We start from the raw sequence: 14636 nt of genomic DNA, 5'->3' as shown, positions 1-14636 counted from the left end.
AGAAGACCATGGCACGACTGAAAGAGATTTACCGGAACGAAATCGCTCCCAAGCTTAAGGAAGAACTTAAGCTGTCGAACGTGATGGAAGTTCCGCGCGTTACCAAAATCACCCTGAACATGGGTCTGGGCGAAGCGATCGGCGACAAGAAAGTCATCGAGCACGCTGTTGCCGACCTGGAAAAGATCACCGGTCAAAAGCCGGTCGTGACTTTCGCTCGTAAATCCATCGCGGGCTTCAAAGTCCGTGAAGGCTGGCCGATCGGCGTCAAGGTGACCCTGCGTAGCGACAAGATGTACGAATTCCTGGACCGCCTGCTGGCGATCTCCCTGCCTCGGGTTCGCGACTTCCGCGGCCTGAATGCCAAGTCCTTCGATGGTCGTGGCAACTACAGCATGGGCGTGAAAGAGCAGATCATCTTCCCGGAAATCGACTACGACAAGATCGATGCTCTGCGCGGTTTGGACATCACCCTGACCACCACTGCTCGTTCGGACGACGAAGGCCGCGCTCTGCTGCGTGCTTTCAAGTTCCCGTTCCGCAACTGATTGGAGTAGGAAAATGGCCAAGAAGAGCATGAAAAACCGCGAGCTGAAGCGTCAGCTCACGGTAGCCAAGTACGCCAAAAAGCGTGCCGAGCTGAAAGCGACCATCGTCAACCTGAACGCCTCTCCAGAAGAGCGTTTCGCTGCCGTTGTCGCCCTGCAGAAGCAACCACGTGACGCCAGCGCTTCGCGCATGCGTAACCGTTGCCGCATCACCGGTCGTCCGCACGGCGTGTACCGCAAGTTCGGCCTCGGCCGTAACAAGCTGCGCGAAGCCGCCATGCGTGGTGACGTGCCAGGTCTGGTCAAGGCCAGCTGGTAATCCCGGTTGGCGTGACCACCGGTGGAAGGGGAGTGATCTTCCGACCGCCGGTGACCTCGCATTGAAACAAGCCCCTATATGGGGCTTGTTTCGTTTCTGCCTTGTGTCTAGAATGACCGGCTCACCTGAGCCCGGGTTTTTTGCCCTGCCTGCTCGGGTGGTTGTGATAGCCGCAAGGCTAATAATTCTTGTATCAGGAGCATCTAGCCCATGAGTATGCAGGACCCGTTAGCGGACATGCTAACTCGCATCCGTAATGCCCAGATGGCTGAAAAGTCTGTCGTAAGCATGCCTTCTTCTACCCTGAAGGTCGCGGTTGCCAAAGTACTGAAAGACGAAGGTTACATCGCCGGCTACGAAGTCAACGGCGAAGCCAAGCCTTCCCTGTCGATCGAACTCAAGTACTTCGAAGGCCGTCCGGTCATCGAGGAACTGAAGCGTACCAGCCGTCCTGGCCTGCGCCAGTACAAGGCCGTCTCTGAGCTGCCGAAAGTACGTGGCGGCCTGGGCGTGTCTATCGTCTCCACCAACAAAGGTGTGATGACTGACCGCGCTGCGCGCGCTGCCGGTGTCGGCGGCGAAGTTCTGTGCACAGTGTTCTAAGGGGAGATAGGCATGTCTCGCGTCGCTAAGAACCCCGTTAAGCTGCCAGCAGGCGTCGAAGTCAAATTCGCCGGTCAGCAGCTTTCGGTAAAGGGTGCCAAGGGCACTCTCGAACTGAACGTTCACTCGTCTGTTGAAGTTACCGAAGAAGCTGGTGAGCTGCGTTTCGTCGCTCGCAACGGTGACCAGCAAGCTCGCGCCATGGCCGGTACCACCCGCGCCCTGGTGAACAACATGGTCCACGGCGTAAGCCAAGGCTTCGAGCGCAAGCTCCAGCTGGTCGGTGTTGGTTACAAAGCTCAGGCCAAAGGCACCGTCCTGAACCTGGCTCTGGGCTTCTCGCACCCAGTGGATTACGAACTGCCAGCCGGTATCACCGCTGAAACCCCAAGCCAGACCGACATCCTGATCAAGGGTATCGACAAGCAGCTGGTGGGTCAGGTGGCCGCTGAAGTCCGCGGTTTCCGTCCGCCAGAGCCTTACAAGGGCAAGGGTGTGCGTTACGCGGACGAAGTAGTCCGTCGTAAAGAAGCCAAGAAGAAGTAGGGCCTAGCAAATGACCGACAAAAAAGTTATTCGACTGCGTCGCGCTCGCAAAGCACGCCTGAAAATGCACGAGCTCGAAGCCGTGCGTCTGTGCGTGTTCCGCTCCTCGCAGCACATCTATGCCCAGGTCATTTCGGCCGACGGCAGCAAGGTTCTGGCAAGCGCCTCGACCTTGGACAAAGAACTGCGTGATGGCGCCACTGGCAACATCGACGCGGCCACTAAGGTTGGCAAGCTGGTAGCTGAGCGCGCGAAAGCCGCCGGTGTATCTCAAGTTGCCTTTGACCGTTCCGGCTTCAAGTACCATGGCCGCGTCAAGGCGCTGGCTGATGCTGCTCGTGAAGGCGGGCTGGAGTTCTAAGTTATGGCAAATAACGATCAAAAGCGCGACGAAGGCTACATCGAGAAGCTGGTTCAAGTTAACCGCGTAGCCAAAACCGTTAAAGGCGGCCGTATCTTCACCTTCACCGCGCTGACCGTGGTAGGTGATGGCAAGGGTCGTGTTGGCTTTGGCCGTGGCAAATCGCGCGAAGTACCTGCCGCGATCCAGAAAGCCATGGAAGCTGCTCGTCGCAACATGATTCAGGTTGACCTGAAGGGCACCACCCTGCAGTACGCCACCAAGGCCGCCCACGGCGCCTCGAAGGTCTACATGCAGCCTGCCTCGGAAGGTACCGGTATCATCGCCGGTGGCGCAATGCGTGCCGTCCTGGAAGTTGCTGGCGTTCAGAACGTCCTGGCCAAGTGCTACGGTTCGACCAACCCGGTGAACGTGGTTCACGCCACCTTCAAGGGTCTGAAAGCCATGCAATCCCCTGAGTCCATTGCTGCCAAGCGCGGCAAGACTGTTGAGGAGATCATCTGATCATGGCAACCGTAAAAGTTACGCTGATCAAGAGCGTCTCGGGCCGTATCCCTAACCACAAACTGTGCGTGAAGGGTCTGGGTCTGCGTCGTATCGGTCACACTGTAGAAGTCCAGGATACTCCCGAGAACCGCGGGATGATCAACAAGGCTTACTACATGCTGAAGGTCGAGGGTTAATCGATGAAACTCAATGATCTGAGTCCAGCGCCGGGTTCCCGTCGCGAGAAGCACCGTCCGGGCCGTGGTATCGGTAGCGGTCTGGGTAAGACCGGTGGCCGTGGTCACAAAGGTCAGACCTCCCGTTCTGGTGGTTCCATCGCTCCAGGCTTCGAAGGCGGTCAACAGCCGCTGCACCGTCGCCTGCCGAAGTTCGGCTTCGTTTCCCTGAAAGCCATGGACCGCGCTGAAGTGCGTCTGTCCGAGCTGGCCAAGGTGGAAGGCGATCTGATCACCGTTCAGTCCCTGAAGGACGCAAACGTGATCGGCCAGCACGTACAGCGTGTGAAAATCATGCTGTCGGGCGAAGTCACTCGCGCAGTCACCCTCAAGGGTATCGCCGTCACCAAAGGTGCACGTGCGGCTATCGAAGCAGCTGGCGGCAAGTTCGAGGAATAAATGGCTAAGCAAGGTGCTCTCTCTTCGCTCGGTAAGGGCGGGATGTCGGAACTCTGGGCTCGTCTGCGTTTTCTGTTCATGGCGATCATCGTCTATCGGATTGGCGCGCACATCCCGGTACCAGGCATTAACCCGGACCGTCTCGCGGATCTGTTCCGGCAGAATGAGGGGACCATTCTTAGCTTGTTCAACATGTTTTCCGGCGGCGCGCTGGAGCGCATGAGCATCTTTGCACTGGGGATCATGCCGTACATCTCGGCATCGATCATCATGCAGCTCATGACCGCTGTCAGCCCGCAGCTGGAGCAGTTGAAGAAGGAAGGTGAAGCTGGCCGTCGCAAGATCAGCCAGTACACCCGCTACGGCACCGTTATCCTGGCGCTGGTCCAAGCCATTGGCATGTCCATTGGCCTGGCCAACCAGGGCGTGGCGTTTTCTGTTGGCCTCGGCTTCCATGTCGTCGCCGTCTCCACCTTCGTGGCGGGCGCGATGTTCATGATGTGGCTGGGCGAGCAGATCACCGAGCGCGGTGTGGGCAACGGTATCTCGATGTTGATCTTCGCAGGTATCGTTGCCGGTCTTCCGAGAGCAATCGGGCAGTCTTTCGAGTCTGCACGCACAGGCGATATCAACATCTTCGCCCTGGTCGCAATCGGTTTGCTGGCAGTAGCGATTATCGGCTTCGTGGTGTTCATCGAGCGTGGTCAGCGTCGTATCGCCGTTCACTACGCCAAGCGTCAGCAGGGCCGCAAGGTCTTCGCTGCGCAGACCAGCCACCTGCCGCTGAAAGTGAACATGGCGGGGGTAATCCCGGCCATTTTCGCGAGCAGCATCTTGCTGTTCCCGGCTTCGCTGGGTGCCTGGTTCGGTCAGTCTGAAGGTATGGGCTGGCTGCAGGACATCTCGCAGTCGATCGCTCCTGGTCAGCCGTTGAACATTCTGCTGTTTAGTGCAGGGATCATTTTCTTCTGCTTCTTCTACACAGCGTTGATGTTCAACCCGAAAGACGTAGCGGAAAACCTGAAGAAGTCCGGTGCCTTTATTCCGGGCATCCGTCCTGGTGAGCAGTCGGCGCGCTACATTGATGGCGTTCTGACCCGTTTGACCATGTTCGGTGCTCTTTACATGATGGCCGTGTGCCTTCTGCCCCAGTTCCTGGTGGTAGCAGCAAACGTGCCGTTCTACCTTGGCGGGACCTCGTTGCTGATTGTGGTAGTGGTTGTGATGGACTTCATGTCCCAAGTACAATCGCACCTCGTTTCGCACCAGTACGAATCCCTGATGAAGAAAGCCAACCTGAAAGGCTACGGCGGCAGCGGTCTGCTGCGCTGATTTAGCCCCTTAAGGTTCGAGGAGTCGGTAATGAAAGTTCGTGCATCGGTGAAAAAGCTGTGCCGCAACTGCAAGATCATTCGTCGCGAAGGTGTCGTGCGCGTGATCTGCAGCGCGGAACCGCGTCACAAGCAGCGCCAAGGCTGAGTGTGATCCGCGCTTCAAACCCAGCAGCTAGTGTGCTGCTGGGTTGATTATTCGTTTCTACAGCGATATTATCTCGCGCCCTATTTCTTGGCTTCCGGGGCGTAGGTAGCTGTCAATTGGAGTCCCACTGAATGGCCCGTATTGCAGGCGTCAACATTCCAGATAACAAGCATACTGTTATCTCGCTGACCTACATCTATGGTGTCGGTCGCACAACTGCACAGAAAATCTGTGCAGATGCTGGTGTAAACCCAGCCGCTAAGATCAAGGATCTGAGCGACGAGCAAATCGAAACCCTGCGTGGCGAAGTCGCGAAGTTCACCACCGAAGGTGACCTGCGCCGTGACATCAACATGAAGATCAAGCGCTTGATGGACCTGGGTTGCTACCGCGGCCTGCGTCATCGTAAAGGTCTGCCGGTTCGCGGTCAGCGCACCAAGACCAACGCACGCACCCGTAAGGGCCCGCGTAAGCCGATCCGCAAGTAATCGCCCAGGAATATAGACATGGCAAAACCTGCTGCTCGTCCTCGTAAAAAAATCAAAAAGACAGTGGTTGATGGCATCGCCCACATCCATGCGTCTTTCAACAACACCATCGTGACCATCACCGACCGTCAGGGCAACGCGCTGTCCTGGGCTACTTCCGGTGGTTCGGGTTTCCGTGGTTCGCGCAAATCCACCCCGTTCGCAGCACAGATCGCTGCTGAGCGTGCTGGTCAAGCTGCGCTGGAATACGGTCTGAAGAACCTCGACGTGAACGTCAAGGGTCCAGGTCCAGGTCGTGAGTCCGCCGTTCGTGCACTGAACAGCTGCGGCTACAAGATCGCCAGCATCACCGACGTGACGCCAATCCCGCATAACGGGTGCCGTCCGCCGAAGAAGCGTCGCGTGTAATCAGGAGACAGATAAATGGCACGTTACATTGGTCCAAAATGCAAACTGTCTCGCCGTGAAGGCACTGACCTGTTCCTGAAGAGCGGCGTTCGCGCTCTGGAATCGAAGTGCAACATCGAAGCAGCCCCAGGTATCCACGGCCAGCGCCGTGGCCGTCAGTCCGACTACGGTACCCAGCTGCGCGAGAAACAAAAAGTTCGTCGTATCTACGGTGTTCTGGAGCGTCAGTTCCGCGGTTACTACCAAGCTGCTGCCTCGAAAAAAGGCGCAACTGGTGAGAACCTGCTGCAACTGCTCGAGTGCCGTCTGGATAACGTCGTTTACCGTATGGGCTTCGGCTCGACTCGTTCCGAGTCCCGTCAGCTGGTTTCGCACAAAGCTATCAGCGTCAACGGTAAAACCGTAAACATTCCATCCTACCAAGTTCGTCCGGGTGACGTGGTCTCGGTTCGCGAGAAGTCGCTGAACCAGCTGCGCATTGTTCAAGCCCTTGAACTGTGCGCCCAGCGTGGCCGCGTTGAGTGGGTTGATGTGGATGCTGCTAAAAAGTCGGGCGTTTTCAAGAACGTTCCTGCTCGCAGCGACCTGTCCGCCGACATCAACGAAAACCTGATTGTCGAGCTCTACTCCAAGTAAGGGCTAGAAAATAGGTGCATCCATGCAGATTTCGGTAAATGAGTTTCTGACACCCCGTCACATCGACGTGCAGGTTGTCAGTCCAACCCGCGCCAAGATCACGCTCGAGCCTCTCGAGCGTGGCTTCGGCCATACCCTGGGCAACGCGCTGCGCCGCATCCTGTTGTCCTCCATGCCTGGCTGTGCAGTAGTCGAGGCCGAGATCGATGGCGTACTCCACGAGTACTCCGCGATCGAAGGTGTACAGGAAGACGTCATTGAAATCCTGTTGAACCTGAAAGGCCTGGCTATCAAACTGCACGGTCGTGACGAAGTTACGCTGACCTTGTCGAAAAAGGGTTCGGGGGTGGTTACCGCTGCCGATATTCAGCTGGATCACGATGTCGAGATCGTCAACCCCGATCACGTAATCGCGAACCTGGCGTCCAACGGCGCCCTGAACATGAAGCTCACTGTAGCTCGTGGTCGCGGTTACGAGCCGGCCGACTCCCGTCAGACCGACGAAGACGAAAGCCGCAGCATTGGCCGTCTCCAGCTGGACGCTTCGTTCAGCCCGGTGCGTCGTATCGCCTACGTGGTCGAGAACGCCCGTGTTGAGCAGCGTACCAACCTGGACAAGCTGGTCATCGATCTGGAAACCAACGGTACCCTGGATCCTGAAGAGGCCATCCGTCGTGCCGCGACCATCCTGCAACAGCAGCTGGCCGCGTTCGTCGACCTCAAAGGTGACAGCGAGCCGGTTGTGGTCGAGCAGGAAGACGAGATCGATCCGATCCTGCTGCGCCCGGTTGACGACCTGGAACTGACCGTACGTTCGGCCAACTGCCTCAAGGCGGAGAACATCTACTACATCGGCGACCTGATTCAGCGTACCGAAGTAGAGCTGTTGAAGACTCCTAACCTGGGCAAGAAGTCCCTGACTGAAATCAAGGACGTCCTGGCCTCCCGTGGTCTGTCTCTCGGCATGCGCCTCGACAACTGGCCGCCTGCAAGCCTTAAGAAAGACGACAAGGCGACTGCCTGATCGTCGTAATCACCGAACGTTGTGTTTGGTAAGGAATGAATCATGCGTCATCGTAAAAGTGGACGTCACCTGAGCCGTACCAGCTCTCACCGCAAAGCTATGTTCCAGAACATGGCTGTGTCGCTGATCGAGCACGAGCTGATCAAAACCACCCTGCCGAAAGCCAAGGAACTGCGCCGCGTTGCCGAGCCGCTGATCACCCTGGCCAAGGAAGACAGCGTTGCCAACCGTCGTCTGGCCTTCGACCGTACCCGTTCGAAGTCCGCCGTTGGCAAACTGTTCAACGACCTGGGCAAGCGCTACGCCACCCGTCAGGGCGGCTACCTGCGTATCCTGAAGTGCGGTTTCCGCGCTGGCGACAACGCGCCTATGGCGTACGTCGAGCTGGTTGATCGTCCGGTCGGTGGTGCTGTAGAAGCTGCCGAGTAAGACGTTCTGTCTGCTACAAGAAACCGGGCCTAGGCCCGGTTTTTTGTTGTCTGGTGAATTGTTATTTTCTATTGATGTAAGTCATCTAATGAATTTGTTCTTGTAACTTCGCTCGACAATACTCTCCTCAAGCCGATTAGCCGGCAATTCAAGACCGATCAGGAGAGCCCATGAGCAAGATTCTCACTACCGCCAGCGGTGCACCCGTAGCCGACAACCAGAACTCCCGTTCCGCAGGCCCCCGTGGCCCGCTGCTGCTCGACGATTTCCACCTGCTCGAGAAGCTTGCCCACTTCAACCGCGAGAACATCCCGGAGCGTCGCGTTCACGCCAAAGGCTCCGGCGCCTACGGTACCTTCACCGTCACTCGTGATATCACCGAGCTCACCAGTGCCAGGCTGTTCGAGGCTATCGGCAAGCAGACCGAGACGTTCCTGCGATTCTCCACCGTGGGTGGTGAGCGCGGCTCCGCGGACACCGAGCGAGACCCACGTGGTTTCGCGGTGAAGTTCTACACCGAGGAAGGTAACTGGGACATCGTCGGCAACAATACCCCGGTGTTTTTCATTCGTGATCCGCTGAAGTTCCCCGACTTCATCCACACCCAGAAGCGCCACCCACAGACCAACCTGAAGAACGCGCAAATGATGTGGGACTTCTGGTCGCATTCGCCCGAGGCACTGCACCAGGTCACCATCCTGTTCTCCGATCGCGGCATTCCCGATGGCTACCGCCACATGCACGGCTTCGGCAGCCACACCTACAGCCTGATCAACGCCCAGGGCGAGCGGAGCTGGGTCAAATGGCACTTCAAGACCCAGCAAGGCATCAAGAACCTGGCGCCGGCCGATGCCGCACGCCTGGCCGGGAGCGACCCGGACTACGCCCAGCGTGACCTGTTCGAGGCCATCGAGCGCGGCGATTTCCCGCGTTGGACCGTGTGCATCCAGGTGATGAGCGAGGCCGAGGCGGCCAGCCGCGACGAAAACCCGTTCGATGTGACCAAGACCTGGTCGCAGAAGGACTACCCGTTGATCGAAGTCGGTGTGCTGGAGCTCAACCGCAACCCGCTCAACTACTTCGCCGAGGTCGAGCAGGCGGCGTTCGGGCCCAGCAACATGATCCCCGGGGTTGGCCTGTCGCCAGACCGCATGCTGCAGGGCCGTGTGTTCGCCTATGCCGATGCGCATCGCTACCGCGTAGGCACCAACCACCAGCAACTGCCGGTCAATGCGCCGCGCTGCCCGGTGAACAGCTATCAGCGCGACGGCTCCATGGCCATCGGCGCATACGGCGGCGCTCCCAACTACGAGCCCAACAGCCATGCGAGCGCGCCGAAGCAATATCCGCGGCATGCCGAGCCCGCTCTGGCGCTGAACGGCTCGGCGGATCGTTACGATCACCGTGAGGACAACGATTACTACAGCCATGCCGGGGCACTGTTCCGCCTGATGAGCGATGAACAAAAGGCGCTGTTGATCAACAACATCGCCGGGACCATGGCCGGTGTCAGCGACGATGTCATCCAGCGTCAGCTGCAGTACTTCTTCAAGGCTGATCCGGCCTATGGAGAAGGGATCGCGAAGGCGTTGGGTGTGAATCTCGCCTAAGTCGAAGTGATAAGAAGAACCGCCCTCATTTGGGCGGTTTTTCAATGAATATCACTACTGTTTAGCCGATTTTTTGCTTCTAATTGCGCGTTTTTCAGTGACCGCGAGCAAAACCTGGTTCACACTAGGCCCTATTGATGTATTCACACGGAGAAGCAGGGCGATGCAAGGTCACCCGGACGTAATCAACTATCTCGTCACGTTGCTGAAGGGCGAACTGGCAGCACGCGATCAGTATTTCATCCACTCGCGCATGTACGAAGACTGGGGCTTGACCAAGCTCTACGAGCGTATCAACCACGAGATGGAAGAAGAGACGCAGCACGCCGATGCCCTGATGCGCCGTATCCTCATGCTCGAAGGTACTCCGGACATGCGCGCCGACGACCTGGAAGTGGGCAGCACCGTGCCGGAAATGATCGAGGCCGACCTCAAGCTCGAGTACAAGGTACGTGCCGCGCTGTGCAAGGGCATCGAGCTGTGCGAACTGCACAAGGACTACATCAGCCGCGACATCCTGCGCGCGCAGCTGGCCGACACCGAAGAAGATCATACCTACTGGCTGGAGAAGCAGCAGGGTCTGATCAAGGCCATCGGCCTGGAGAACTATCTGCAGTCGCAGATGTAAGTTATCCACAGCCCTACGAAAAAGCCCCTGGCACCGATGGTACCAGGGGCTTTTTCATGTCGCCGGCGGCACTCAGGCCCGGTCACGCTCAAGCAGCGGCTTGAGGTAGTGGCCAGTGTACGACTGCTTCATCTTGCTCAGCTCCTCTGGGGTGCCACAGGCAATGATATGGCCGCCTTTGGACCCGCCTTCCGGCCCCAGGTCCACCAGCCAGTCGGCGGTCTTGATCACATCCAGATTGTGCTCGATCACCACCACGGTATTGCCGTGGTCACGCAGGCGGTGCAGTACATCCAGCAGTTGCTGGATGTCGGCGAAGTGCAGGCCAGTGGTGGGTTCGTCGAGGATGTACAGGGTCTTGCCAGTGTCGCGCTTGGACAGCTCGCGAGACAGCTTGACCCGCTGCGCTTCGCCGCCCGACAGCGTGGTCGCCGATTGCCCCAGCTTGATATACGACAGGCCCACATCCATCAGGGTCTGCAGCTTGCGCGCCAGGGCAGGTACTGCGTCGAAGAACTCGCGGGCATCCTCGATGGTCATTTCCAGCACTTCGTGGATGTTCTTGCCCTTGTACTTGATCTCCAGGGTCTCGCGGTTGTAACGCTTGCTCTTGCACACGTCGCACGGCACGTAGATGTCAGGCAGGAAGTGCATCTCGACCTTGATCAGGCCGTCGCCCTGGCAGGCCTCGCAGCGACCACCCTTGACGTTGAACGAGAAGCGCCCCGGACCGTATCCGCGCGAGCGCGATTCCGGCACGCCGGCGAACAGCTCGCGGATCGGCGTGAAGATGCCGGTGTATGTCGCGGGGTTCGACCGTGGCGTACGGCCGATCGGGCTTTGGTCGATATCGACCACCTTGTCCAGGTGCTGTAGGCCATCGACGCTGGCGTGCGGCGCCGCTTCCAGGCTGCTCGCGCCGTTGAGGGCGGTGGCGGCCAGGGGGAACAAGGTGTTGTTGATCAGCGTCGATTTGCCCGAGCCGGACACACCGGTCACGCAGGTCAGCAGGCCGATCGGCACTTCCAGGTCGACGTTCTGCAGGTTGTTGCCGCGCGCGCCCTTGAGTTTGAGCGACAGTTTCTTGTTGCGCGGGGTGCGCTTGGCCGGCACGACGATCTTCTTGCGCCCGGACAGGTATTTGCCGGTCAGCGAGTCGGGATGCGCCATCACCTCCTCGGGCGAGCCCTCGGCGACGATCTGCCCGCCATGCACACCAGCGCCCGGGCCGATGTCCACCACGTAGTCGGCCAGGCGGATGGCGTCCTCGTCGTGCTCGACCACGATCACCGTGTTACCGAGGTCGCGCAGGTGGTTGAGCGTCGCCAGCAAGCGGTCGTTATCGCGCTGGTGCAGGCCGATCGAGGGCTCGTCGAGGATGTACATCACGCCCACCAGGCCTGCGCCGATCTGGCTGGCCAGGCGGATGCGCTGGGCCTCGCCTCCAGACAGGGTATCGGCGCTGCGGTCGAGGGTGAGGTAGTCGAGGCCTACGTTGACCAGGAACTGCAGGCGCTCGCAGATCTCCTTGAGAATCTTCGCCGCGATCTCGCCACGCCGACCGGTGAGGGTCAGCGCGCCGAAGTAGTTGCTGGCTTCGCCGATCGGCAGGTTGGTCACTGCCGGCAGGGTCTTCTCGCCCACCCAGACATGGCGCGCTTCGCGGCGCAGGCGGGTGCCGCGGCAATCAGGGCAGGGCTGGGTGCCGAGGAACTTGGCCAGCTCTTCACGCACGGTGGCCGACTCGGTCTCGCGATAGCGACGCTCAAGGTTCGGCACGATGCCTTCGAACGGGTGCGAGCGCTTGACGATGTCGCCACGGTCGTTGAGGTACTTGAAGTCGACACTTTGCTTGCCACTGCCGTTCAGGATGACCTTCTGGTGCTCGGCGGACAGCTCGCCGAATGGTTCTTCCAGGCTGAAGCCGTAATGCGCGGCCAGCGAGCCGAGCATCTGGAAGTAATAGACGTTGCGCCGGTCCCAACCGCGAATCGCGCCTTCGGCCAAGGTCAGCTCGGCGTTGACCAGGCGCTTGGTGTCGAAGAACTGCTTGACCCCCAGGCCATCGCAGGTCGGGCAGGCGCCAGCCGGGTTATTGAAGGAGAACAGCTTCGGCTCCAGCTCGCTGATCGCATGGCCGCACACCGGGCAGGCGAAGCGCGCCGAGAAGATCACTTCTTCGCCTTCCTCGTCGTCCATCGGCGCCACCAGGGCGATGCCGTCGGCCAGCTTGAGCGCGGTCTCGAAGGACTCGGCCAGGCGCTGCTGCAGGTCGGCGCGGACCTTGAAGCGGTCTACCACCACATCGATGCTGTGTTTCTTTTGTTTGTCGAGCTTGGGCAACTCGTCGAGCTCGTAGAGCTTGCCGTTGACCCGGGCGCGTACGAAACCCTGGGCGCGCAGCTCGTCGAACACCGCCAAGTGCTCACCCTTGCGCTCGCGGATCACCGGCGCCAACAGCATCAGCTTGCTGCCTTCGGGCTTTTCCAGCACCAGGTCGACCATCTGGCTGATCGTTTGCGCCTCAAGCGGGATGTCATGGTCCGGGCAGCGCGGGGTGCCGACGCGGGCATAGAGCAGGCGCAGGTAGTCGTAGATCTCGGTAATGGTGCCGACGGTCGAGCGCGGGTTGTGCGAGGTCGACTTCTGCTCGATGGAGATGGCCGGCGACAATCCTTCGATGGTGTCGACGTCGGGCTTTTCCATCATCGACAGGAACTGCCGGGCATAGGCCGACAGCGACTCGACATAGCGTCGCTGGCCTTCGGCGTAAAGCGTGTCGAACGCCAGCGAGGACTTGCCGGACCCGGACAGGCCGGTGATCACGATCAGTTTGTCCCGGGGCAGGGTCAGGTCGATGTTCTTCAGGTTGTGGGTACGCGCCCCACGGATCAGGATCTTGTCCACTACGGCCTCGCTCGGCGGGCATAAACAAAGCAGTATACGGCGCGCTGCCAGTACGCGGCAAAGCGTCGCGTATATGCCGTCAAGGCGTCGGACTGTTAGAATCGCCGCCGGTTCACACGAGGTTAATCCATGCACGACACCCACAACGAGCGCATGAGTGGCAGCGAAACCCGCGCCGCGAGCGGCCTGGCCCTGGTCTTTGCCTTTCGTATGCTGGGCATGTTCATGGTGCTGCCGGTGCTGGCCACCTACGGCATGGACCTGGCCGGCGCCACACCGGCCCTGATCGGCCTGGCCATCGGCGCCTATGGTCTGACGCAAGCGGTGCTGCAGATTCCGTTCGGGGTGGTTTCCGACCGCATCGGTCGCCGACCGGTGATCTATGTGGGGCTGGTGATCTTCGCCCTGGGCAGTGTGCTGGCGGCCCAGGCCGACTCGATCTGGGGCGTTATCGCCGGGCGCATCCTGCAGGGCGCGGGGGCGATTTCCGCGGCGGTCATGGCGCTGTTGTCCGACCTGACCCGCGAACAGCACCGGACCAAGGCCATGGCCATGATCGGCATGAGCATCGGCTTGTCGTTCGCCGTGGCGATGGTGGTCGGCCCGCTGTTGACCCGCGCCTTTGGTTTGTCAGGATTATTCCTGGCCACTGCAGGACTTGCCCTGGTCGGCATCGCGCTGATCGCCTTCGTCGTGCCCAGCTCGCACAGTGTGCTGAGCCATCGCGAGTCCGGTGTCGCCCGCCAGGCCCTCGGCCCGACCCTGCGCAATCCGGACCTTCTGCGCCTGGACATCAGTATTTTCGTGCTGCACGCCATCCTGATGGCCAGCTTCGTGGCGCTGCCCCTGGCCTTCGTCGAGCGAGGCGGGCTGCCCAAGGAGCAGCACTGGTGGGTGTACCTGACCGCGCTGCTGGTTTCATTTTTTGCAATGATCCCCTTCATCATCTACGGGGAAAAGAAGCGCAAGATGAAACGCGTGTTGCTCGGCGCGGTCAGTGTCCTGCTGCTGGTGGAGGTGTTCTTCTGGCAGTGGGCTGACAACTTGCGCGGACTGGTGATCGGCACCGTGGTATTCTTTACTGCATTCAACCTGCTGGAGGCATCCTTGCCTTCGCTGGTCAGCAAGGTGTCGCCTGCCGGCGGCAAGGGCACGGCGATGGGGGTGTACTCCACCAGCCAGTTCCTTGGCGCGGCACTGGGTGGCATCCTCGGTGGCTGGTTGTTCCAGCACGGTGGCTTGAGCATGGTGTTCCTCGGCTGCGCTGGCTTGTGCGCCTTCTGGCTGCTGACGGCGTTGCGCATGAACGAGCCGCCGTACGTGACCAGCCTGCGCATGCCGCTGACGCCGGAAGCGGTCCGGGAAGCCGGGCTGACCGAGCGCCTGATGGCCGTGCCGGGTGTGACCGACGCTGTGGTGGTGGCAGAAGAAGCCGCCATCTATATCAAACTGGATACGAAAATTTTGGACCGTGCGACCCTCGAGCGTCTGGTGAACCCAGCCTCTGCGGCGTGCGAAGCCTAGGAGAA

The 14636-nt window shown here is 59.7% G+C and carries 19 protein-coding genes; 18 read left to right on the top strand and 1 reads right to left on the bottom strand.

Going from position 1 to position 14636, the window contains the following annotated elements; all coding sequences use genetic code 11:
- Positions 1–8: 8 nt before the first annotated feature.
- From rplE to bfr, 17 genes are all read left to right on the top strand, one after another.
- Complete coding sequence (rplE, locus tag C3F42_RS14645; protein ID WP_003255474.1) at positions 9–548, top strand: 50S ribosomal protein L5; 540 nt, start codon at positions 9–11, stop codon at positions 546–548.
- Positions 549–561: 13 nt separating this feature from the next.
- Positions 562–867 (top strand): 30S ribosomal protein S14, encoded by a 306-nt coding sequence (rpsN, locus tag C3F42_RS14640; RefSeq protein ID WP_023629181.1) that lies wholly within the window; start codon positions 562–564, stop codon positions 865–867.
- A gap of 210 nt (positions 868–1077) precedes the next feature.
- Complete coding sequence (rpsH, locus tag C3F42_RS14635; RefSeq protein ID WP_023629182.1) at positions 1078–1470, top strand: 30S ribosomal protein S8; 393 nt, start codon at positions 1078–1080, stop codon at positions 1468–1470.
- Between the two features lie 12 nt (positions 1471–1482).
- Positions 1483–2016 (top strand): 50S ribosomal protein L6, encoded by a 534-nt coding sequence (gene rplF / locus C3F42_RS14630; RefSeq protein ID WP_038707244.1) that lies wholly within the window; start codon positions 1483–1485, stop codon positions 2014–2016.
- A 10-nt stretch (positions 2017–2026) separates the two neighbouring features.
- Positions 2027–2377, top strand: coding sequence for a 50S ribosomal protein L18 (gene rplR, locus C3F42_RS14625; RefSeq protein ID WP_023629183.1), 351 nt, complete (start codon positions 2027–2029; stop codon positions 2375–2377).
- Between the two features lie 3 nt (positions 2378–2380).
- Positions 2381–2881, top strand: a complete 501-nt coding sequence (rpsE, locus tag C3F42_RS14620) for a 30S ribosomal protein S5 (RefSeq protein WP_023629184.1) — start codon at positions 2381–2383, stop codon at positions 2879–2881.
- Positions 2882–2883: 2 nt separating this feature from the next.
- Entirely contained in the window at positions 2884–3060 is a 177-nt protein-coding gene (rpmD, locus tag C3F42_RS14615; RefSeq protein ID WP_011531895.1) for a 50S ribosomal protein L30, read from the top strand.
- A gap of 3 nt (positions 3061–3063) precedes the next feature.
- Positions 3064–3498 carry a 50S ribosomal protein L15 gene (gene rplO / locus C3F42_RS14610; protein ID WP_011531896.1) on the top strand — a complete coding sequence of 145 codons (435 nt, stop codon included), beginning with the start codon at positions 3064–3066 and terminating at the stop codon, positions 3496–3498.
- Positions 3499–4830, top strand: coding sequence for a preprotein translocase subunit SecY (secY, locus tag C3F42_RS14605; protein WP_003257108.1), 1332 nt, complete (start codon positions 3499–3501; stop codon positions 4828–4830).
- A 30-nt stretch (positions 4831–4860) separates the two neighbouring features.
- A complete protein-coding gene (gene rpmJ / locus C3F42_RS14600; protein WP_002555468.1) occupies positions 4861–4977 on the top strand; it encodes a 50S ribosomal protein L36 in 117 nt (38 codons plus the stop codon).
- A 131-nt stretch (positions 4978–5108) separates the two neighbouring features.
- Positions 5109–5465 carry a 30S ribosomal protein S13 gene (gene rpsM / locus C3F42_RS14595; protein ID WP_003255457.1) on the top strand — a complete coding sequence of 119 codons (357 nt, stop codon included), beginning with the start codon at positions 5109–5111 and terminating at the stop codon, positions 5463–5465.
- Between the two features lie 18 nt (positions 5466–5483).
- Complete coding sequence (gene rpsK, locus C3F42_RS14590; protein WP_012270237.1) at positions 5484–5873, top strand: 30S ribosomal protein S11; 390 nt, start codon at positions 5484–5486, stop codon at positions 5871–5873.
- A 15-nt stretch (positions 5874–5888) separates the two neighbouring features.
- Positions 5889–6509, top strand: a complete 621-nt coding sequence (rpsD, locus tag C3F42_RS14585; protein ID WP_023629185.1) for a 30S ribosomal protein S4 — start codon at positions 5889–5891, stop codon at positions 6507–6509.
- A gap of 22 nt (positions 6510–6531) precedes the next feature.
- Positions 6532–7533 carry a DNA-directed RNA polymerase subunit alpha gene (gene rpoA / locus C3F42_RS14580; protein ID WP_003255452.1) on the top strand — a complete coding sequence of 334 codons (1002 nt, stop codon included), beginning with the start codon at positions 6532–6534 and terminating at the stop codon, positions 7531–7533.
- A 42-nt stretch (positions 7534–7575) separates the two neighbouring features.
- Positions 7576–7962: a 50S ribosomal protein L17 gene (gene rplQ / locus C3F42_RS14575; protein ID WP_003255451.1), complete on the top strand. Its 387-nt coding sequence runs from the start codon at positions 7576–7578 to the stop codon at positions 7960–7962.
- A gap of 170 nt (positions 7963–8132) precedes the next feature.
- Positions 8133–9572, top strand: coding sequence for a catalase (locus C3F42_RS14570; protein ID WP_104444574.1), 1440 nt, complete (start codon positions 8133–8135; stop codon positions 9570–9572).
- A gap of 163 nt (positions 9573–9735) precedes the next feature.
- Positions 9736–10200: a bacterioferritin gene (bfr, locus tag C3F42_RS14565; protein WP_028690240.1), complete on the top strand. Its 465-nt coding sequence runs from the start codon at positions 9736–9738 to the stop codon at positions 10198–10200.
- Positions 10201–10272: 72 nt separating this feature from the next.
- Here bfr and uvrA read toward each other — a convergent pair whose 3' ends face one another.
- Positions 10273–13107, bottom strand: coding sequence for an excinuclease ABC subunit UvrA (uvrA, locus tag C3F42_RS14560; RefSeq protein ID WP_177182944.1), 2835 nt, complete (start codon positions 13105–13107; stop codon positions 10273–10275).
- Between the two features lie 129 nt (positions 13108–13236).
- Here uvrA and C3F42_RS14555 point away from each other — a divergent pair, with 129 nt between their 5' ends.
- Positions 13237–14631, top strand: a complete 1395-nt coding sequence (locus tag C3F42_RS14555) for an MFS transporter (RefSeq protein ID WP_023629919.1) — start codon at positions 13237–13239, stop codon at positions 14629–14631.
- Positions 14632–14636: the final 5 nt, after the last annotated feature.

Origin of the sequence: Pseudomonas sp. PONIH3 (assembly GCF_002934345.1) — a bacterium.
In the GTDB taxonomy this organism is placed as follows: Bacteria; Pseudomonadota; Gammaproteobacteria; order Pseudomonadales; family Pseudomonadaceae; genus Aquipseudomonas; species Aquipseudomonas soli.
The sequence above is the reverse complement of the archived record's forward strand: the minus strand, read 5'-3'. Positions and strand labels throughout refer to the sequence as shown.

Bases quoted from the DNA above. Each gene is read 5' to 3' on its own strand.
- rpsN (WP_023629181.1), top strand. From the start codon at position 562: ATGGCCAAGAAGAGCATGAAAAACCGCGAGCTGAAGCGTCAGCTCACG.
- rplR (WP_023629183.1), top strand. From the start codon at position 2,027: ATGACCGACAAAAAAGTTATTCGACTGCGTCGCGCTCGCAAAGCACGC.
- C3F42_RS14570 (WP_104444574.1), top strand. From the start codon at position 8,133: ATGAGCAAGATTCTCACTACCGCCAGCGGTGCACCCGTAGCCGACAAC.
- rpmD (WP_011531895.1), top strand. From the start codon at position 2,884: ATGGCAACCGTAAAAGTTACGCTGATCAAGAGCGTCTCGGGCCGTATC.
- rpsM (WP_003255457.1), top strand. From the start codon at position 5,109: ATGGCCCGTATTGCAGGCGTCAACATTCCAGATAACAAGCATACTGTT.
- rplF (WP_038707244.1), top strand. From the start codon at position 1,483: ATGTCTCGCGTCGCTAAGAACCCCGTTAAGCTGCCAGCAGGCGTCGAA.
- rpsD (WP_023629185.1), top strand. From the start codon at position 5,889: ATGGCACGTTACATTGGTCCAAAATGCAAACTGTCTCGCCGTGAAGGC.
- rplE (WP_003255474.1), top strand. From the start codon at position 9: ATGGCACGACTGAAAGAGATTTACCGGAACGAAATCGCTCCCAAGCTT.
- C3F42_RS14555 (WP_023629919.1), top strand. From the start codon at position 13,237: ATGCACGACACCCACAACGAGCGCATGAGTGGCAGCGAAACCCGCGCC.
- rpsE (WP_023629184.1), top strand. From the start codon at position 2,381: ATGGCAAATAACGATCAAAAGCGCGACGAAGGCTACATCGAGAAGCTG.
- rpmJ (WP_002555468.1), top strand. From the start codon at position 4,861: ATGAAAGTTCGTGCATCGGTGAAAAAGCTGTGCCGCAACTGCAAGATC.
- rpsH (WP_023629182.1), top strand. From the start codon at position 1,078: ATGAGTATGCAGGACCCGTTAGCGGACATGCTAACTCGCATCCGTAAT.
- secY (WP_003257108.1), top strand. From the start codon at position 3,499: ATGGCTAAGCAAGGTGCTCTCTCTTCGCTCGGTAAGGGCGGGATGTCG.
- rpoA (WP_003255452.1), top strand. From the start codon at position 6,532: ATGCAGATTTCGGTAAATGAGTTTCTGACACCCCGTCACATCGACGTG.
- rplO (WP_011531896.1), top strand. From the start codon at position 3,064: ATGAAACTCAATGATCTGAGTCCAGCGCCGGGTTCCCGTCGCGAGAAG.
- bfr (WP_028690240.1), top strand. From the start codon at position 9,736: ATGCAAGGTCACCCGGACGTAATCAACTATCTCGTCACGTTGCTGAAG.
- rplQ (WP_003255451.1), top strand. From the start codon at position 7,576: ATGCGTCATCGTAAAAGTGGACGTCACCTGAGCCGTACCAGCTCTCAC.
- rpsK (WP_012270237.1), top strand. From the start codon at position 5,484: ATGGCAAAACCTGCTGCTCGTCCTCGTAAAAAAATCAAAAAGACAGTG.